Annotated in this window: 11 protein-coding genes; 1 reads left to right on the top strand and 10 read right to left on the bottom strand. The window is 70.5% G+C overall.

Going from position 1 to position 14,030, the window contains the following annotated elements:
* Positions 1 to 54 precede the first annotated feature (54 nt).
* From ABD784_RS11320 to betT, 8 genes are all read right to left on the bottom strand, one after another.
* Positions 55 to 651 (bottom strand): GNAT family N-acetyltransferase, encoded by a 597-nt coding sequence (locus tag ABD784_RS11320; RefSeq protein ID WP_344884490.1) that lies wholly within the window; start codon positions 649 to 651, stop codon positions 55 to 57.
* Between the two features lie 75 nt (positions 652 to 726).
* On the bottom strand, positions 727 to 1,056 hold the full coding sequence (locus ABD784_RS11315) for a nuclear transport factor 2 family protein (RefSeq protein WP_344884487.1): 330 nt from the start codon (positions 1,054 to 1,056) through the stop codon (positions 727 to 729).
* An 86-nt stretch (positions 1,057 to 1,142) separates the two neighbouring features.
* Positions 1,143 to 1,952 carry a TetR/AcrR family transcriptional regulator gene (locus ABD784_RS11310; RefSeq protein WP_344884484.1) on the bottom strand — a complete coding sequence of 270 codons (810 nt, stop codon included), beginning with the start codon at positions 1,950 to 1,952 and terminating at the stop codon, positions 1,143 to 1,145.
* Positions 1,949 to 4,120: a YhgE/Pip domain-containing protein gene (locus tag ABD784_RS11305; protein WP_344884481.1), complete on the bottom strand. Its 2,172-nt coding sequence runs from the start codon at positions 4,118 to 4,120 to the stop codon at positions 1,949 to 1,951. Before ABD784_RS11305 ends, ABD784_RS11310 begins: the two co-directional genes overlap by 4 nt.
* Positions 4,117 to 4,956, bottom strand: a complete 840-nt coding sequence (locus tag ABD784_RS11300) for an ABC transporter ATP-binding protein (RefSeq protein ID WP_344884478.1) — start codon at positions 4,954 to 4,956, stop codon at positions 4,117 to 4,119. Before ABD784_RS11300 ends, ABD784_RS11305 begins: the two co-directional genes overlap by 4 nt.
* Positions 4,957 to 5,091: 135 nt before the next feature.
* Positions 5,092 to 6,660 carry a GMC family oxidoreductase gene (locus ABD784_RS11295; protein WP_344884475.1) on the bottom strand — a complete coding sequence of 523 codons (1,569 nt, stop codon included), beginning with the start codon at positions 6,658 to 6,660 and terminating at the stop codon, positions 5,092 to 5,094.
* Between the two features lie 10 nt (positions 6,661 to 6,670).
* The gene (locus tag ABD784_RS11290) at positions 6,671 to 8,173 is read right to left on the bottom strand and encodes an aldehyde dehydrogenase family protein (protein ID WP_344884659.1); all 1,503 of its coding nucleotides are present in this window, start codon (positions 8,171 to 8,173) and stop codon (positions 6,671 to 6,673) included.
* Positions 8,174 to 10,324, bottom strand: a complete 2,151-nt coding sequence (betT, locus tag ABD784_RS11285) for a choline BCCT transporter BetT (RefSeq protein WP_344884472.1) — start codon at positions 10,322 to 10,324, stop codon at positions 8,174 to 8,176.
* A 217-nt stretch (positions 10,325 to 10,541) separates the two neighbouring features.
* On the opposite strand from betT, the gene ABD784_RS11280 reads away from it, so the two are divergent.
* Positions 10,542 to 10,952, top strand: a complete 411-nt coding sequence (locus ABD784_RS11280; protein WP_309081625.1) for a helix-turn-helix domain-containing protein — start codon at positions 10,542 to 10,544, stop codon at positions 10,950 to 10,952.
* Between the two features lie 95 nt (positions 10,953 to 11,047).
* Here the strand turns inward: ABD784_RS11280 and ABD784_RS11275 are convergent, their stop codons facing one another.
* Positions 11,048 to 12,412, bottom strand: coding sequence for a protoporphyrinogen/coproporphyrinogen oxidase (locus tag ABD784_RS11275; protein WP_344884469.1), 1,365 nt, complete (start codon positions 12,410 to 12,412; stop codon positions 11,048 to 11,050).
* Between the two features lie 52 nt (positions 12,413 to 12,464).
* Positions 12,465 to 14,003, bottom strand: coding sequence for an NAD-dependent succinate-semialdehyde dehydrogenase (locus ABD784_RS11270; RefSeq protein ID WP_425582970.1), 1,539 nt, complete (start codon positions 14,001 to 14,003; stop codon positions 12,465 to 12,467).
* Positions 14,004 to 14,030: the final 27 nt, after the last annotated feature.

Genomic DNA, 14,030 nt, shown 5'->3' with positions numbered 1-14,030 from the left:
CTCTAGGTCCGGACCGGACGCGCCACAACCGTTGCGCCAGGCTCGGGCTCCGCCCTACCGGCCGCCCGCGAGGAGTCGATCGAGCGTGGAAACGTCCAGCCTGCGGTCCGCGTACCGGCACCGCGTGGCGGAGAGGTCCGCACGGTCGGGGCCGGACTGGATCAGGAGGAATCCGAGCTTCTCGACCACGCGCCGGGAGGCCCCGTTGTGGTGGAGTAGGGAGGCGACCACGGGAGCTCCGGCGTCGGACTCTTTGGCTGCCGCTACAGCGAGCCGGGCCGTCTCGGTCGCGTAGCCGCGCCCCTGATGAGCGGATCCGAACCGGTAATAGAGGTTCCAGAACCCGGGAAGCTTCTTGGCGACACCGCCGATGCCGACGACCTCCCGCGTCGATGCCGAGCGGATCGTCCAGTACCCGAGGCCGTCACGCTGCCAGTCGGCCATCCCCGCTTCGACCAGGGCGCCCGTCTGCCGGACGTCGTCGTGGCGTCCTTCCGGATAGTGCTCCCAGAGTGCCGGGTCCGAGTGCAGCTCGAAGAGGTCGTCCACGTGCTCGGCAGCGACGGGCTCGAACAACAGTCCCGGCGAGAGCGCAATTGCGGACCTCGCTTCCGTCCCCGGTTCCTCGGGCATCTGAGAGGTCTGGGCCATGGCTTCACTCTAGACGCGTCGTCGGCTGGCGGCGGCGACCCTGGGGCCGCCGAACCGGACCGCCTGGCAGGACGGTCAGCCCTCCCGGATGGTCATGAGCGCGATCTGGTCTCCGACGACGTCGAAGCGGAAGCTGCTCCGCCCGTTGGCGTGAGTGCTGCGCCAGTCGCCGACGACCGTGACAGCGCTACCGTCGGCCGAGACCTCCTCCGGAGTGAGCGTGCCGCGGGCGCCGATGAACTCTCGGCTGCTCCAGCGCTGGATCTCGTCGCGGCCGGTGAAGACGCGCCCCCAGTCGTCGACCTGGCCGCCCTCGGCGAACGCATCGAGGAAGCCGGCCTCATCGTGCCGGTTGACCGTCTCGATGAAGGACGCGATCGGTGCGGGGATCTCGGTTTCGGCCATGGTGGTTCCTCCCGGTTGCTCTGGCTGTGGCTGCTCCTGTCCCAGTGTTCATCCCGGCCGCGGTCCTGCCAAGGGCGGGGCCGGCTTCAGCCGGCGGGCGGAACGGCGTCCAGGCAGCCGAGCACCGTCCCGACGCAGACGTCCACCCCGTGGTCCACCGCGAAGACCTGCCGGTCCTGGGCGAGGATGAGCGTCGCGCCGAAGACCGCCGAGGCGGTGACGTCCACAGTGCCCGCCGGCAGGTCGCCGTCGGTGTGGCCGCGCTCGCGGAACGCGTCCTGGACGGCGGAGCGCACGACGCCGAGCACCTCGCCGCGCAGCTCCACCAGGACGTCGCGCCAGTCGCTGGGGGCGTGCCACATCTCGCTGATCCACAGCTGCGCGAACGCCGGGTACTCGTCCACGAACCGCAGGGCGGCCCGCACCATGTGCGCCAGCCGGTCGCGGGCCGCGTCCGGAGTCCCGGACGGCGGACCCGCCGGCCCGACCCCAGTCGGCGACATTCCGCTCGGCGACCCTTCAGTCGGCGACGCGGCGGATCCGGAGTTCGACGGCGAGGCGTCGGCCGAGTGCAGGCGGTCGAGCAGGATGTCCGTGCCGAAGCGCAGCAGCTGGCCGATCAGGTCCGATTTGGACCCGAAGTTGTAGTAGACGCTGCCCTTGGAGACCCCGGCGGCGGACGCGATCTCGTCGACGGTGACCGCGTGGTGCCCGCGCTCGCCGATCAGCGACAGGGACGCCTCGAAGATCTTCAGCCGCGTCGCATTGGTGCGCCCCGGCCGGCGGACGACCTCGCGGGCGGGCGCCGCGCCGCCGTCGTGCTCCCCTTCCCTGCGAGCACCGCCCCCGACCGGGCCGTCCTGGGACCGGGTCTCCTGACTCCGCGCCGCGCTCATGCGGACAGCTCCGGCTGGAAGGTCTTCAGCGTCCAGAACTTGTGCCTGCGCACCGCCAGCGTGCTCAGGACCAGCCCCAGCACCGTGTAGGCGGCGAGCGCGATGACCACCGGACCCATCACGCTCAGGTCCGCCCCGTAGAGCAGGTGCCGCATGCCGGTCACGATGAACCCCAGCGGCAGCACCTGGTGGGCCGCGTGGAGCGGTGCCGGCGTGGTCTCCCAGGGGAACGTGCCGCCCGCCGAGACCAGCTGGAGCACCAGGAGGATGAGGACCACCATCTTGCCCGGCGTGCCCATGAACGCCACGATCCCCTGGATCAGGGACGTGAAGGCGAACGACGAGCCGAGCAGGAGCGCCCACGTCATCCACGGGTGAGCGGCCTGGAGTCCGAGCCCGAAGACCACCACCGCGTAGAGCACCGTGGCCTGCAGGAGCGAGATGAGCAGGAACGGCAGCCAGCCGCCGACCGCGATCTTCCAGTTGGCCGCGTTGGAGGCGAGGGCCCGGCGGGTGATGGGACGCATCAGCTGGACCAGCATGAACGCGCCGATCCAGACGGCCAGAGCGAGGAAGAACGGGGCCAGCTGGTGCCCGTAGTTGGTCGCCTCCGTCTGGCTGGTGGTGCTGATCGAGACTGGGTCGCCGATGACGGTGGAGACCCGCTTCTTCTCGGTGTCGTCCGGGTTGGGGACCTCTCCCGCGCCCTCGCCGAGCTTCTGCGCCAGCTCGGCGGCGCCGTCGTCCGTCTGATGCGCGCCGTCCGCGAGCGTGCCCGCGCCGTCGACGAGGTCACCCGTGCCTCCGGCGAGCGTGTCGGCGCCCTCGGCCAGCTGGCCCGCGCCGTCGTCCAGCTGCTGTGCCCCGGAGAGCGCGGACCGCTGGCCGTCGGCCAGCGTGGAGGCACCGGAGGCGAGCTGCCCGGCTCCGTCCTTCAGCTGCGCCGCGCCGTCGGCGGCGGAGGCGATGCCCTGGGTCAGCGCGGGCATCGAGTCGGCGAGCTGCCGGCTGCCGTCCGCGACCTGCCGGGAGCCCTGAGCGAGCTTGGCGATGTTGGCCTGCGCCTCCTGCAGCTGCGCCCGCGTCTGCTCGATCCGCTGCACGGCCGGCGAGTCCGCGGCCTGCTCCTCGAGCGCCGCGGCGAACTCCTCCCGCTGCTCCTCTGTGATGACCCCGCGGTCCACCAGGTCCTGGGCGGCGGAGTCCACGCGCGCCTTGCTGTCCTCCTCCACCTGCTCGACGGCGTCGGCGGCGGCCTGGACCTTGGCGTTGAGCTGTTCGTTGCCGTCCGCGACCTGCTCCGCGCCGTCGGCCAGCTGCCCGGTCTTGGCCGGGAGGTCTGCGGTCTTGTCCTCCAGCGTGTCGAGGCCCGTGGTGAGCTCGCCGGCACCGGTGGAGAGCTTCCCGGCCCCCGCGGAGAGCTGGTCCGCGCCATCGACGAGCTTCTCCTGGCCGGACACGAGGTCCCCGGTCCCGCTCTTCAGCGTGTGGGCGCCGGAGGCCAGCTCGCCCGCGCCGTCGTCCAGCTGGCCCGCCCCGGTGGAGAGCTGGTCGGCGCCGTCGGCCACCTGGGTGGTGCCGCCGTGCAGCTCGCCGGCGCCGTCGGCGGCCTGGCTGAGCTGGGCATGGATGCGGCCGAAACCGGTGAGGAACTGGTTGGCCGTCTCCTCGCCGACCTCGGCGGCCACGGAGTTGTGGACCTCGCCGGCCAGCTTGTCGGCGATGGTCCCGACCATCGCGTTGTTGGCGTCGTTAGTGGTCAGCTCCAGGATGGCCTGCTCGGCGGCGTTGAAGTCCTCGGGCGAGGCCAGGGAGGCGGAGAAGTCCTCCGGGATGGTCAGCGAGAAGGCGTAGTCGCCGGCGGCGACCCCCTCGGCGGCGGCCTCCCGGGAGTCCACGAGCACCCATCCGAACGTCCCGTCCTCGAGGAGCGAGTCGGTGACCTCGTCGCCGACCTCGAGGCGCTCGTCGCCCTTGTCCGCGCCGTCGTCGAGGTTCACGAGCGCGGCCTTCACGTTGTCCAGATGGCTGTACGGGTCCCAGTTGGCGTAGAGGTACAGCGCGCCGTAGAGCAGCGGCACCAGGGTGAGGGCGACGATCGCGATCTTCGCGAGCCGCCCGTTGGTCATGCGCTTGAGCTCGGAGCGCGCCAGTTGGAACGTGGTCATGCAGTCGTCTCGCTCTCACTGTCCGCGGTGCTGTGCGCCGTCGTCGCGGGCCGGGCCTCGGACCCGCCGCGGTTCTCGTCCTGGTCCTCGTCCTGGTTCTCGCCGTCGTGCTGCTGGCCTGGATCCCCCTCGTCGTCGCGGCTCTCGTCTTCGCGGCCCTCGCCGTCGACCTCCGCCGAGCCCGTGAGGCCCGTGAGGGCGGTGAAGCCGTGCGGCAGGTTGTCCGTCTCGGCGACGGCCGTGCGGCCGTCCCACGCGTCGGGGATGCGCTGCACGACGGCGATCACGGCCGGGTGCCGGCGCCCGCCGGCGACGTCGGCCAGGATCCGCAGCCAGTCGGCGTCGGGCAGCCCGTGGCGGTCCGGGGAGTCGAAGACGAGGACCTTGACGTTGGAGTCCTGGAGGCTGAGGGCGGCCAGCAGATGCAGCCGGTCCTCGGCCGGGATGGCGTCCACCCAGTCCCGGGCCAGATGCTCGAGCCGGTGGGACTCGAGCCAGCGCGACGCGGAGACCGTGGCCCAGAAGGGGCCGGGCTGCAGCGCGAGGTCCTCGGCGACCAGGTCCTTGACCCGGAGGTGCCGCTCGGGTTCGTTGATCTCCGGGGAGTCGACCAGGGCGGAGACGCGGCGCACGGCGTGCGGTCCGGCCTCGGAGTCCCAGGCGACGGAGCCGCCGTCGGACTTCATGCGCGCGCTGAGCCCCAGAGCGAGCGCGGTCCGCGCCTCCTGGGTGGGCGCGGACACGACCGTGAGCTCGGCCGCCGGGGCGGCGAGCGAGGTCGGACGGAGCAGCGGCCCGTGGTGGCCGTCGATAGCGAGGGAGTCGGCGAGTAGCACACTCCAAGGCTATTCAAACTGACTGGTCAGTTCAATTAGGCGGACTGTGACCTTGGAGACGGGTCGAAGCGCCGGAGGGCGCCGGCTCCCCGGATCGGGGTGCCGGCGCCCTCCGGGCGCGGTGCCGTGTGTGCGTCAGCCGCGGATGAGATCTGCGCAGCGCTCGCCGATCATCATGGTGGTGATGTTCGGGTTGACAGTGACCAGCTCCGGCATGACCGAGGCGTCGGCCACGCGCAGGCCCTTGACGCCCTTGACCCGCAGCTCGGGGTCCAGCGGCGACATGGCGTCGTCCACGGCCCCCATCCGCACCGTGCCCGCGGGGTGGTACACGGTGTTGTGGGTGCGGCGGATGTAGTCCTGCAGCTGCTCGTCGGTCTGCGCTTCCTGGCCCGGGTAGAGCTCCTCGCCGGCCCACTCGGCCATCGCCGGCTGGGAGACGATCTCGCGGGCCTTGCGGATGCCGGCGACCATGACGCGCATGTCGTGGCCCTCGGGATCGGTGAAGTAGCGCGGGTCCACCATCGGCTTGTCGCGGAAGTCGCGCGAGCGCAGGCGGACCGTGCCGCGGGACTTCGCGTGCGTGACGTTCGGGGTCAGGCAGAAGCCGTTCTCCGTGGTCGGGTAGCCCTGGCGCAGCGTGTGCATGTCGAACGGGACGGACCCGTAGTGCATCATCAGGTCCGGACGGTCCAGGCCCTCCTGGGTGGGGGTGAAGACGCCGATCTCCCACCACTGGGTGGACTCCTCGACCATCGGCTTCTTGGCCTCCCACTGGATCACGCCCTCCGGGTGGTCCTGCAGGTGCTCGCCGACACCCGGCGAGTCGACCCGGACGTCGATCCCGTGCTCGCGCAGGTGATCGGCGGGGCCGATGCCGGAGAGCATGAGCAGCTTCGGCGAGTCGATCGCGCCAGCGGAGAGGATGACCTCCCTGCGGGCCGTCAGCTCGTGGGTGCGGGCGAACGCGTTGTCGACGACGGCGACGCCGGTGCAGGTTTCGCCGTCGAAGCGCAGCTCCTTGCCGCGGAGCCCGGTCAGCAGGTGGAAGTTCGGCCGGTCCAGGATCGGGTGGATGTAGGACACGGAGCTGGACGAGCGGGTGCCGTCGGCCCGGCGGTTGATCTGGAAGAAGTTGGCGCCGTTGACGACCGTCTCGTTGTTGTTGAACTTCGCCCGCGGGATGCCGGCCTGCTCGGCCGCGTCCAGCAGGGCAACGCCCGAGGGATCGTTCGGCGGGACGTTCATCAGGTGCACGGGACCGGAGTCTCCGTGGTGCGGTGCGTCCGGGCCGGCGTCCTCGTTCGTCTCGAGGCGCTTGTAGACCGGGTACACGTTCTCGGCGTTCCAGCCGGTGGCACCGTACTTCGACTCCCACTCGTCCAGGTCCTCGCGCGGAGCCCAGAAGGCGATGCACGAGTTGTGGCTGGAGCAGCCGCCCATCACGCGCGCACGGGCGTGGCGCATGAAGGAGTTCCCGTTCTCCTGCGGCTCGATCGGGTAGTCCCAGTCGTAGCCCGACTCGAGCAGCTCCATCCACCGGTCCAGCTGGAGGATCTCCGGCAGGTCGCGGTCATCGGGGCCCGCTTCGACGAGGGCGACCTCCACGGAGGGGTCCTCGCTCAGCCGTGCCGCGACGGCCGCACCGGCGGAGCCGCCGCCGATCACGACGTAGTCGAACTCGTTCTGCTTGATATCGCTCATGCCTGCTCCCTTACTTCCCGGTGCGGTCGGCGAACCAGCCGGTGACCGCCGGCGCCGTGTTCTGGTAGATGTGCTTGGCCTCCTGGTACTCCGCCAGCCCGGTGGGGCCGAGCTCGCGGCCGAAGCCGGACTGGCCGAAGCCGCCCCACTCGGCCTGCGGCAGGTACGGGTGGAAGTCGTTGATCCAGATGGTGCCGTGGCGCAGGCGGCCGGCGACGCGCTGGGCGCGCCCCGCGTCCTGGGTCCAGACGGCGCCGGCGAGGCCGTAGTGCGTGTCGTTGGCGATCGCGACGGCCTCGTCCTCGTCCTTGAAGATCTCCACGGTGACCACGGGGCCGAAGGCCTCCTCGACCACCACGGACATGCCCCGCTCGACGTTGTCGAGGATGGTCGGCAGGTAGTAGATGCCCGAGCCGAGGCCCTCGCCGTCCTCGTCGGTGGCGTAGCGGCCTCCGGTGCGGACGCGCGCGCCCTCGGCGATGCCGGCCTGCACGTAGGCGTGGACCTTCTCGCGGTGCTGCTCGGAGATGAGCGGTCCGGTCTCGGCCTTCGCGTCGTACGGGCCGCCGAGCCGGATGTCCTCGGCGCGGCGGACCAGCGCGTTCACGAACTCCTCGGCGATGTCCTCCTGGACCACCAGCCGCGCTCCGGCGGAGCAGACCTGGCCGGAGTGCACGAAGGCGGCGTTGAGGGCGTTGTCGACGGCGGCGTCGAAGTCCGCGTCCGCGAAGACGACGTTGGGGTTCTTGCCGCCGAGCTCGAGGGCGACCTTCTTCACCGTCGCCGCCGCGGAGGCGGCGATGATCTTGCCCGTGGCGAGGCCGCCGGTGAAGGAGACCATGTCCACGTCGGGGTGCTCGGACAGCGGGGCGCCCGCCTCGACGCCGCGGCCCGTGACGAGGTTCGCCACGCCGGCCGGCAGGCCGAGCTCGTCGAGCACGTCCATCATGAGGATGGCCGTCGACGGCGTCAGCTCGGCCGGCTTGAGAATGAAGCTGCAGCCCGCGGCCAGGGCCGGGGCCAGCTTCCAGGCCGCCTGCAGCAGCGGGTAGTTCCACGGCGTGATCATCCCGGCGACGCCAACGGGCTCGTAGACCACGCGGCTGACGACGTCGTTGTCGCCGGCGTCCACGATCCGGCCGGCGTCCTGGCCAGCGAGACGGCCGAAGTACTCGAAGCAGGCCGTGATGTCGTCCATGTCGATCTCGGACTCCACCAGGCGTTTGCCCGTGTCCTGCGACTCGGCGCGGGCGAACTCGTCCTTGCGCTCGCGCAGGCGCTGGGCCACCCGGAGCAGGAAGGCGCCGCGCTCGGGAGCGGGCACATCGGCCCAGACGCGGTCGTCGAACGCCTTGCGGGCCGCCGCGATGGCACGCTCGGTGTCCTGGCGCCCGGCCTCGGAGACGACGGCCACCTCGGCACCGTCCGCGGGGCAGACGATGGTCCGGGTGGCGCCGGAGGCGGCGGCCTCCCATTCCCCGCCGATGAACAGGGTTGCAGTGGTGCTCAAGATTCAGCCTTCCTTCTTCTCGGTCGTTTGGTAGTCATCGTCCCACCCGGTGGTGACGTTGTGGTGCTCGGCCACCGAGGTGGTGTGCAGCGCCTCGCGGGTCTGGTGCAGGAACTCGAGGTGCATCTCGTAGTGGTCCAGCACGTCGGCGATGAGCTGCTCCTGGCTGTAGCCGTAGAGGTCGTAGCCGTAGCTGCCCTCGAGGGAGAACACCTCCATGCGGTAGTACTTGTCGGTCGCCGAGCTGGCCCGCGCGTAGGAGGGGAGGTTCTTGCGCACGGGGTACACCTGGTACTTGAAGGCGCGCTCGGGACCGAAGTCCACGAACAGGTCCACGGTGTCGATGCCGGAGCCGTTGAGCGGCTCGATGTTGAGGGACGCCTCGACGCCCTGGCTCTCCAGCTCGGCCTTCACCTCGCCGAGAGCCGGGCAGGCGGTCTCCAGCATGAAGCGCTGCGCCTGCTTGGGGCCGGGGTACGCCATGGAGCGCGCCAGGCGCTGCTTCCAGCCGCGCCGCTGCTCGCCGGCCGCGTTGGCCCGGGAGGACAGCGCGCCCGGGAGGCCGTTGCGGTAGGACGCCGCCAGGGCGGTCTCCACGCGGAGCGCCTTGAAGAGGCCCATCATGATGAAGACCAGCACCACGGAGAAGGGCAGCCCCATGATGACGGTCGCGGCCTGGAGGGTGGGGACACCACCGACCAGGAGCATCGCCAGGGTCAGGACGCCGGTCACGACGGCCCAGAACACGCGCAGCCAGTTCGGCCCGTCGGCCTCGGAGTCCGGCAGCTTGGACGTGAAGTTGGCCATGACCAGCGCGCCCGAGTCGGCGCTCGTGACATAGAACAGCAGTCCCGTGAACGTGGCGATGGCGGCGCTGAGCGGGACCATCGGGTACTGCTCGAGGAGCCCGTAGAACGCCCGCTCCGGAGTGCTGATCGCCATCTCGCCGAAGGCGGTGTTGCCGTTCATCACCAGGTCGAGGGCGCTGTTGCCGAAGATGGAGATCCACAGGGCGATGAAGGCGAACGGGACCACCAGGACACCGGTGACGAACTGGCGGATGGTGCGCCCGCGCGAGATGCGCGCGAGGAAGAGGCCGACGAACGGTGCCCAGGCGATCCACCAGGCCCAGAAGAAGAGCGTCCACGCGTTCAGCCAGTCGTCCGGCCGGTCGTAGGCGAAGGTGTCCAGCGCCATTCCGGGGAACCGGGCGATCATGTCGCCGATGTTGCCGACGATCCCGTCGGCGAGGAACCGGGTCTTGCCCGCGAAGAAGACGAACAGCATCAGCGCCACGGCCAGGAGCACGTTGAGCTCGGCGAGACGGCGGATGCCCTTGTCCACGCCGGAGACGACGGACGCCGTGGCCATGACGACGGCGACCGCGATGAGGGCGATCTGCATCGCCGTGCCCTCGGGCAGCCCGAACATGAAGTAGAGGCCGTAGTTCAGCTGGGCGACGCCGATGCCCAACGAGGTGGCGATGCCGAAGATCGTGCCGAGCATCGCCGCGATGTCCACCGCGTGGCCGGCCGCGCCGTGGATCCGCTTCCCGATGATCGGGTAGAGCGCCGAACGGATGCTCAGCGGCAGATTGTGCCGATAGGCGAAGTAGGCCAGGGCCATCCCCATGAGCGCGTAGAGCCCCCAGCCGAGGATGCCGTAGTGGAACAGCGTCCAGACCATCGCCTGCCGGGCGGCCTCGATGGTCTCGCCCTCGCCGCGCGGGGGCTGCATGTACTGGGTGATGGGCTCCGCAACGGAGAAGAACATCAGGTCGACGCCGATGCCGGCGGCGAACAGCATGGCCGTCCACGTGAACAGGTTGAAGGCCGGCCGCGAGTGGTCGGGCCCCAGCCGCGTCTTGCCCACCTTGGTCACCGCCACATAGACCACGAACGCCAGGACCGCGACGACGAGGAGGGTGTAGTACCAGCCGAACGTGCCACCGACCCACCCGACGACGGCGAAGATGACCGCGTCCGCGCTCTCGCGGTCGAGAATAGCCCACAGCGCCACGGCGAGGATGCCGACGGAGGATCCGATCAGGACGGGCTTGTTGACTCGGGGCTGCTCCGCTCTGGAGGGCGGTGACGCGGATCCGGCGGGTGGAGCCCCGCTCGAGTCGGCGGACGGGCGGGCGGAATTCGTCATATGCAGTATTGCCTTACGTTTCAGTCAGCTCGTTTCCTCGCCCACGGAGGCGCTATGGCGCCGGCGGGCAGTCATCGCTCAGGCTAGCTGACTAGCTTCGCGCGTACGCGCGTCTACTATCACGCCTCCGATGGTGACGGGAGACACCCAGCCTTGTGAGCTGCGTCTCTGCCGCTGAACCCTACCGCCCCGACGATTCGCGCGCCATCATGGTTCTATGGCTGAACCAACCACGGCCCTGATCAAGGCCACCTCGCACTCCGCACTCGACCCCGCGGAGGCCGGGAGGCTGGCCGACGCGCTGGCCGAGTCGGCCGACGTCACGGTCTTCGTGGACGGCACCGCGGTGCGTCTGCCCCCGGTGGCGGCGGACGCCGTCGTCGATGTCCTGCAGCGGTTGGCGGCCGGCGAGTCCGTCACGGTCAGCACCACCGAGGAGTGGCTAAACACCGGCCAGGCCGCACAGCTCGCAGGCGTGTCCAACACGTATATGCGCAAACTGACGGACTCCGGCGCCATCCCGGTCCACTACCGCGGCAGCCACCGCCGGATCCGCCCGGCGGACGTGCAGGCCTGGCTGGACCAGCGCGCGGCGGTCACAGCGGACGCGCGCCAGGCGGACGGCTGATCCGTCGGTCCGAACGGTCCGGGCCGAACCGCGCGGGAACGCGCGGGAACGCGCGGAGTCGCCGGGCCACCCGCGGCGGCCCAGCGACTCGCGTTCTAGCGGCGACCGGTCTGTTGCTCCGTGGCGAGCAGGCTGATGGCCTCCTGACCGGCGGAGAGTCCGGTCGTGATGGAGCTCTCCGTGTAGAGGGTCCCCAGGTAATCGCCCGCGAGGAAGACGCGGTCTGCACCGCGCACCAGGGTGGGCTGCAGCTTGGCCCGGCCGGGGAAGCTGTAGGGCGTGGCGTTCCGCCAGCGGTCAGACTCGGCCTCGACCACGCTGTCCGCGAAACCGTGTCCGAGGATCTGGTCCAGGTCCGCGAGGTGGGTCTTGATGACTTCCTCCTCCGGCTTCTCGATGAGCGCCCGGCCCAGGGCGGCCGGGGAGAAGGTCATGAAGCTGCCACCGGGCCTGCGCACGGTCTCGGCGCCGCGGACCAGACTCGCCTGATTGAGGGCGATGGCGAAGGAGCGTTTCGGCGCTGCGATCGCGTAGATGTCGTCCCATGGCCGGGCGGTGGCCTCGTCCGTCAGGAACGCAGTGGTCACATGGGGTCCGTACTTGATCTGCGCCAGCGCACTGCGCAGCTCCTCGGGGAGGTCGACGCCGATCCGGTGGGACACGTCGGCGGTGGTCGCCAGCACCACGGTGCGGGCCTCGACCTCGCGGTCGACGCCGTCCTGCTGGTACCGCACGAGCACGGAGTCCTTCCGGCGCACCACCTCGAGTACCGCGGCACCCAGCTCGATCCGGTCCTCGAGGACTGCGGCGATGGAACCGGTCAGGGTGGACGGGCCGCCGACGATGCCCCGGTTGAGTCCTTGACCGATGCCCAGCACCAGGCTGAAGTACCCGAGCCCGGCACCGGCCGAGATCTGGTCCATGTCGCCGCCGGAACGGGTGACGGTGGTCTTGAACAGCGCGGCCGCGTCCTCGGAGACACTGCCCAGGTAGTCCTGGAAGGAGCGATCGTTCTCGAAGCCATAGATGCGCTGCTGCCGGGTCGCCCCGGTCTCCCCGGGGCGCTTACGGACCACGCCGGTGTACTTCGCCACGCCGCTGACGATCTTCAGTCCGGCACGCATGGTGTCGATGCGCGAGGAGAGGGGCATCGGGATGCGCAGCGGATAAGTGGCGATGTGCCCCGAGCGGATGAACTTCCCGTTCATGGAGAGCGCCTTCAGCGAGCCGGGGATCTCCTGCGCCGTCACTCCGGTCTCGTTCAGGAGGGTGTCGGTGGAGGACCCGGGGCCGGCGAAGACGTGGCCGCCCCAGTTCAGCCAGTAGTCGCCCCGGCGCTCCGAGCGGATCCGGCCCCCGACCCTGTCCTTTGACTCGAGGACCACCGTGTCCCAGTGCCGCAGCCGCCAGGCCGCGGAGAGCCCGGCCAGTCCTGCTCCGATGATGACTGCGTCCTTCATGGTTCTTCCTCTCGATGGGTTCACCTGCGCTGGGGCCGTCCGGCCGCGCGCCTTAGACGGTGTCGTCCCCGGGCGCGGCCGGGACGTCGGACCAGGGGTCCTCGACGCCGATGTACTGGGTGGTGGTGTACTCGGCGAGGCCCTCGGCCCCGCCCTCGCGGCCCATGCCGGACTGCTTGACCCCGCCGAAGGGCGCGGCGGCGTTGGAGATCACGCCGACATTGAGGCCCAGGAGGCCAAACTCGATGCGGTCGCCGATGCGCAGGCCCCGGGAGATGTTCTCGGTGAACACGTAGGAGGCGAGTCCGTACTCGGTCGCGTTGGCGAGGGCCACCGCCTCGTCCTCGCTCCGGAACGTCACCACGGGGGCGATGGGGCCGAAGACCTCCTCGGTCACCGCGCGGGCGTCGCGGGGCACGTCGGTGAGCAGCGTGGGCTCGAAGAAGTAGCCGGGCCCGTCGACGCGCCGTCCGCCAACCACGACTCTGGCACCGCGTTCGACGGCGTCGGCGACGAACGCCTCCATGGAATCCCGCGCCTTGGCCTCGATGACGGGACCGACGGCGATCCCCTCCTCGAGGCCGTTGCCGATCTTCAGGGCGCGCATCCGCTCGGCCAGCCGGTCCACGAACTCCTCGGCGACGTCCTCGTGCACCAGCAACCGGTTGGCCGCCGTGCATGCCTCACCCATGTTGCGCATCTTGGCCGCCATGGCCCCGGACACGGCCTTGTCCAGGTCTGCGTCCTCGAAGACGATCAGGGGGCCGTTGCCGCCCAGCTCCATGGAGGTGCGCAGCACGTTGTCCGTGGCGCTCCTCATCAGGTCCTTCCCCACCGGGGTGGAACCCGTGAACGAGATCTTGCGCAACCGCGGATCCGCGAGGATCGGCTCCGAGACCGACGCTGCTGAGGCGGACGCAACGACGTTGAGCACGCCCGGGGGAAGCCCGGCGTCGATCATGATCTGCGCGAAGTACTGCGCCGTCAGGGGCGTCAGTCGCGCCGGCTTGAGGACCATGGTGCAGCCGGCGGCCACCGCCGGGGCGATCTTGCGGGTCGCCATGGCCAGCGGGAAGTTCCACGGCGTGATCAGCAGGCACGGACCCACCGGCTTGCGGGTCACCAGCATGCGCAGGTGTCCCTCGGGAGCGTCGACGTAGCGGCCGTTGTCCCGCACCGCCTCCTCGGCGAACCAGCGCAGGAACTCCCCGCCGTACTTGACCTCCCCGGCAGCCTCAGCGAGCGGCTTGCCCATCTCCAGAGTCATCAGCAGGGCCAGGTCGTCGGCACGTTCCCGGACGAGCGCGAAGGCGCGGCTGAGGATCTCGGAACGGGCGCGCGACGACGTGCGCGCCCACCGCTCCTGGGCCTGCGCGGCCGCGTCCATCGCAGCCTGGGCGTCGGCCCGGGTGGCAGAGGCCAGGGTGGCGATGACCTCCCCCGTGGCCGGGTTCTCGACGTCGAACGTTCCCCCGTCCGAGGCGTCCCGCCAGGACCCGCCGATCAGCAGGCCGGTCGGGGTCCGGGCGAGGACCGCCTCGACGCGGTCGGCGATGTCCGTAGTCGCTGCTGCGGTGTCCATGTCGCTCATGCTTCCGTTCTCTCCGGGTGTCGGGGT

This window comes from Zhihengliuella alba (assembly GCF_039538765.1).
Lineage (GTDB): Bacteria > Actinomycetota > Actinomycetes > Actinomycetales > Micrococcaceae > Zhihengliuella > Zhihengliuella alba.
The sequence above is the reverse complement of the archived record's forward strand: the minus strand, read 5'-3'. Positions and strand labels throughout refer to the sequence as shown.

Bases quoted from the DNA above. Each gene is read 5' to 3' on its own strand.
- ABD784_RS11320 (WP_344884490.1), bottom strand. From the start codon at position 651: ATGGCCCAGACCTCTCAGATGCCCGAGGAACCGGGGACGGAAGCGAGG.
- ABD784_RS11315 (WP_344884487.1), bottom strand. From the start codon at position 1,056: ATGGCCGAAACCGAGATCCCCGCACCGATCGCGTCCTTCATCGAGACG.
- ABD784_RS11310 (WP_344884484.1), bottom strand. From the start codon at position 1,952: ATGAGCGCGGCGCGGAGTCAGGAGACCCGGTCCCAGGACGGCCCGGTC.
- ABD784_RS11305 (WP_344884481.1), bottom strand. From the start codon at position 4,120: ATGACCACGTTCCAACTGGCGCGCTCCGAGCTCAAGCGCATGACCAAC.
- ABD784_RS11295 (WP_344884475.1), bottom strand. From the start codon at position 6,660: ATGAGCGATATCAAGCAGAACGAGTTCGACTACGTCGTGATCGGCGGC.
- betT (WP_344884472.1), bottom strand. From the start codon at position 10,324: ATGACGAATTCCGCCCGCCCGTCCGCCGACTCGAGCGGGGCTCCACCC.
- ABD784_RS11280 (WP_309081625.1), top strand. From the start codon at position 10,542: ATGGCTGAACCAACCACGGCCCTGATCAAGGCCACCTCGCACTCCGCA.
- ABD784_RS11275 (WP_344884469.1), bottom strand. From the start codon at position 12,412: ATGAAGGACGCAGTCATCATCGGAGCAGGACTGGCCGGGCTCTCCGCG.
- ABD784_RS11270 (WP_425582970.1), bottom strand. From the start codon at position 14,003: ATGAGCGACATGGACACCGCAGCAGCGACTACGGACATCGCCGACCGC.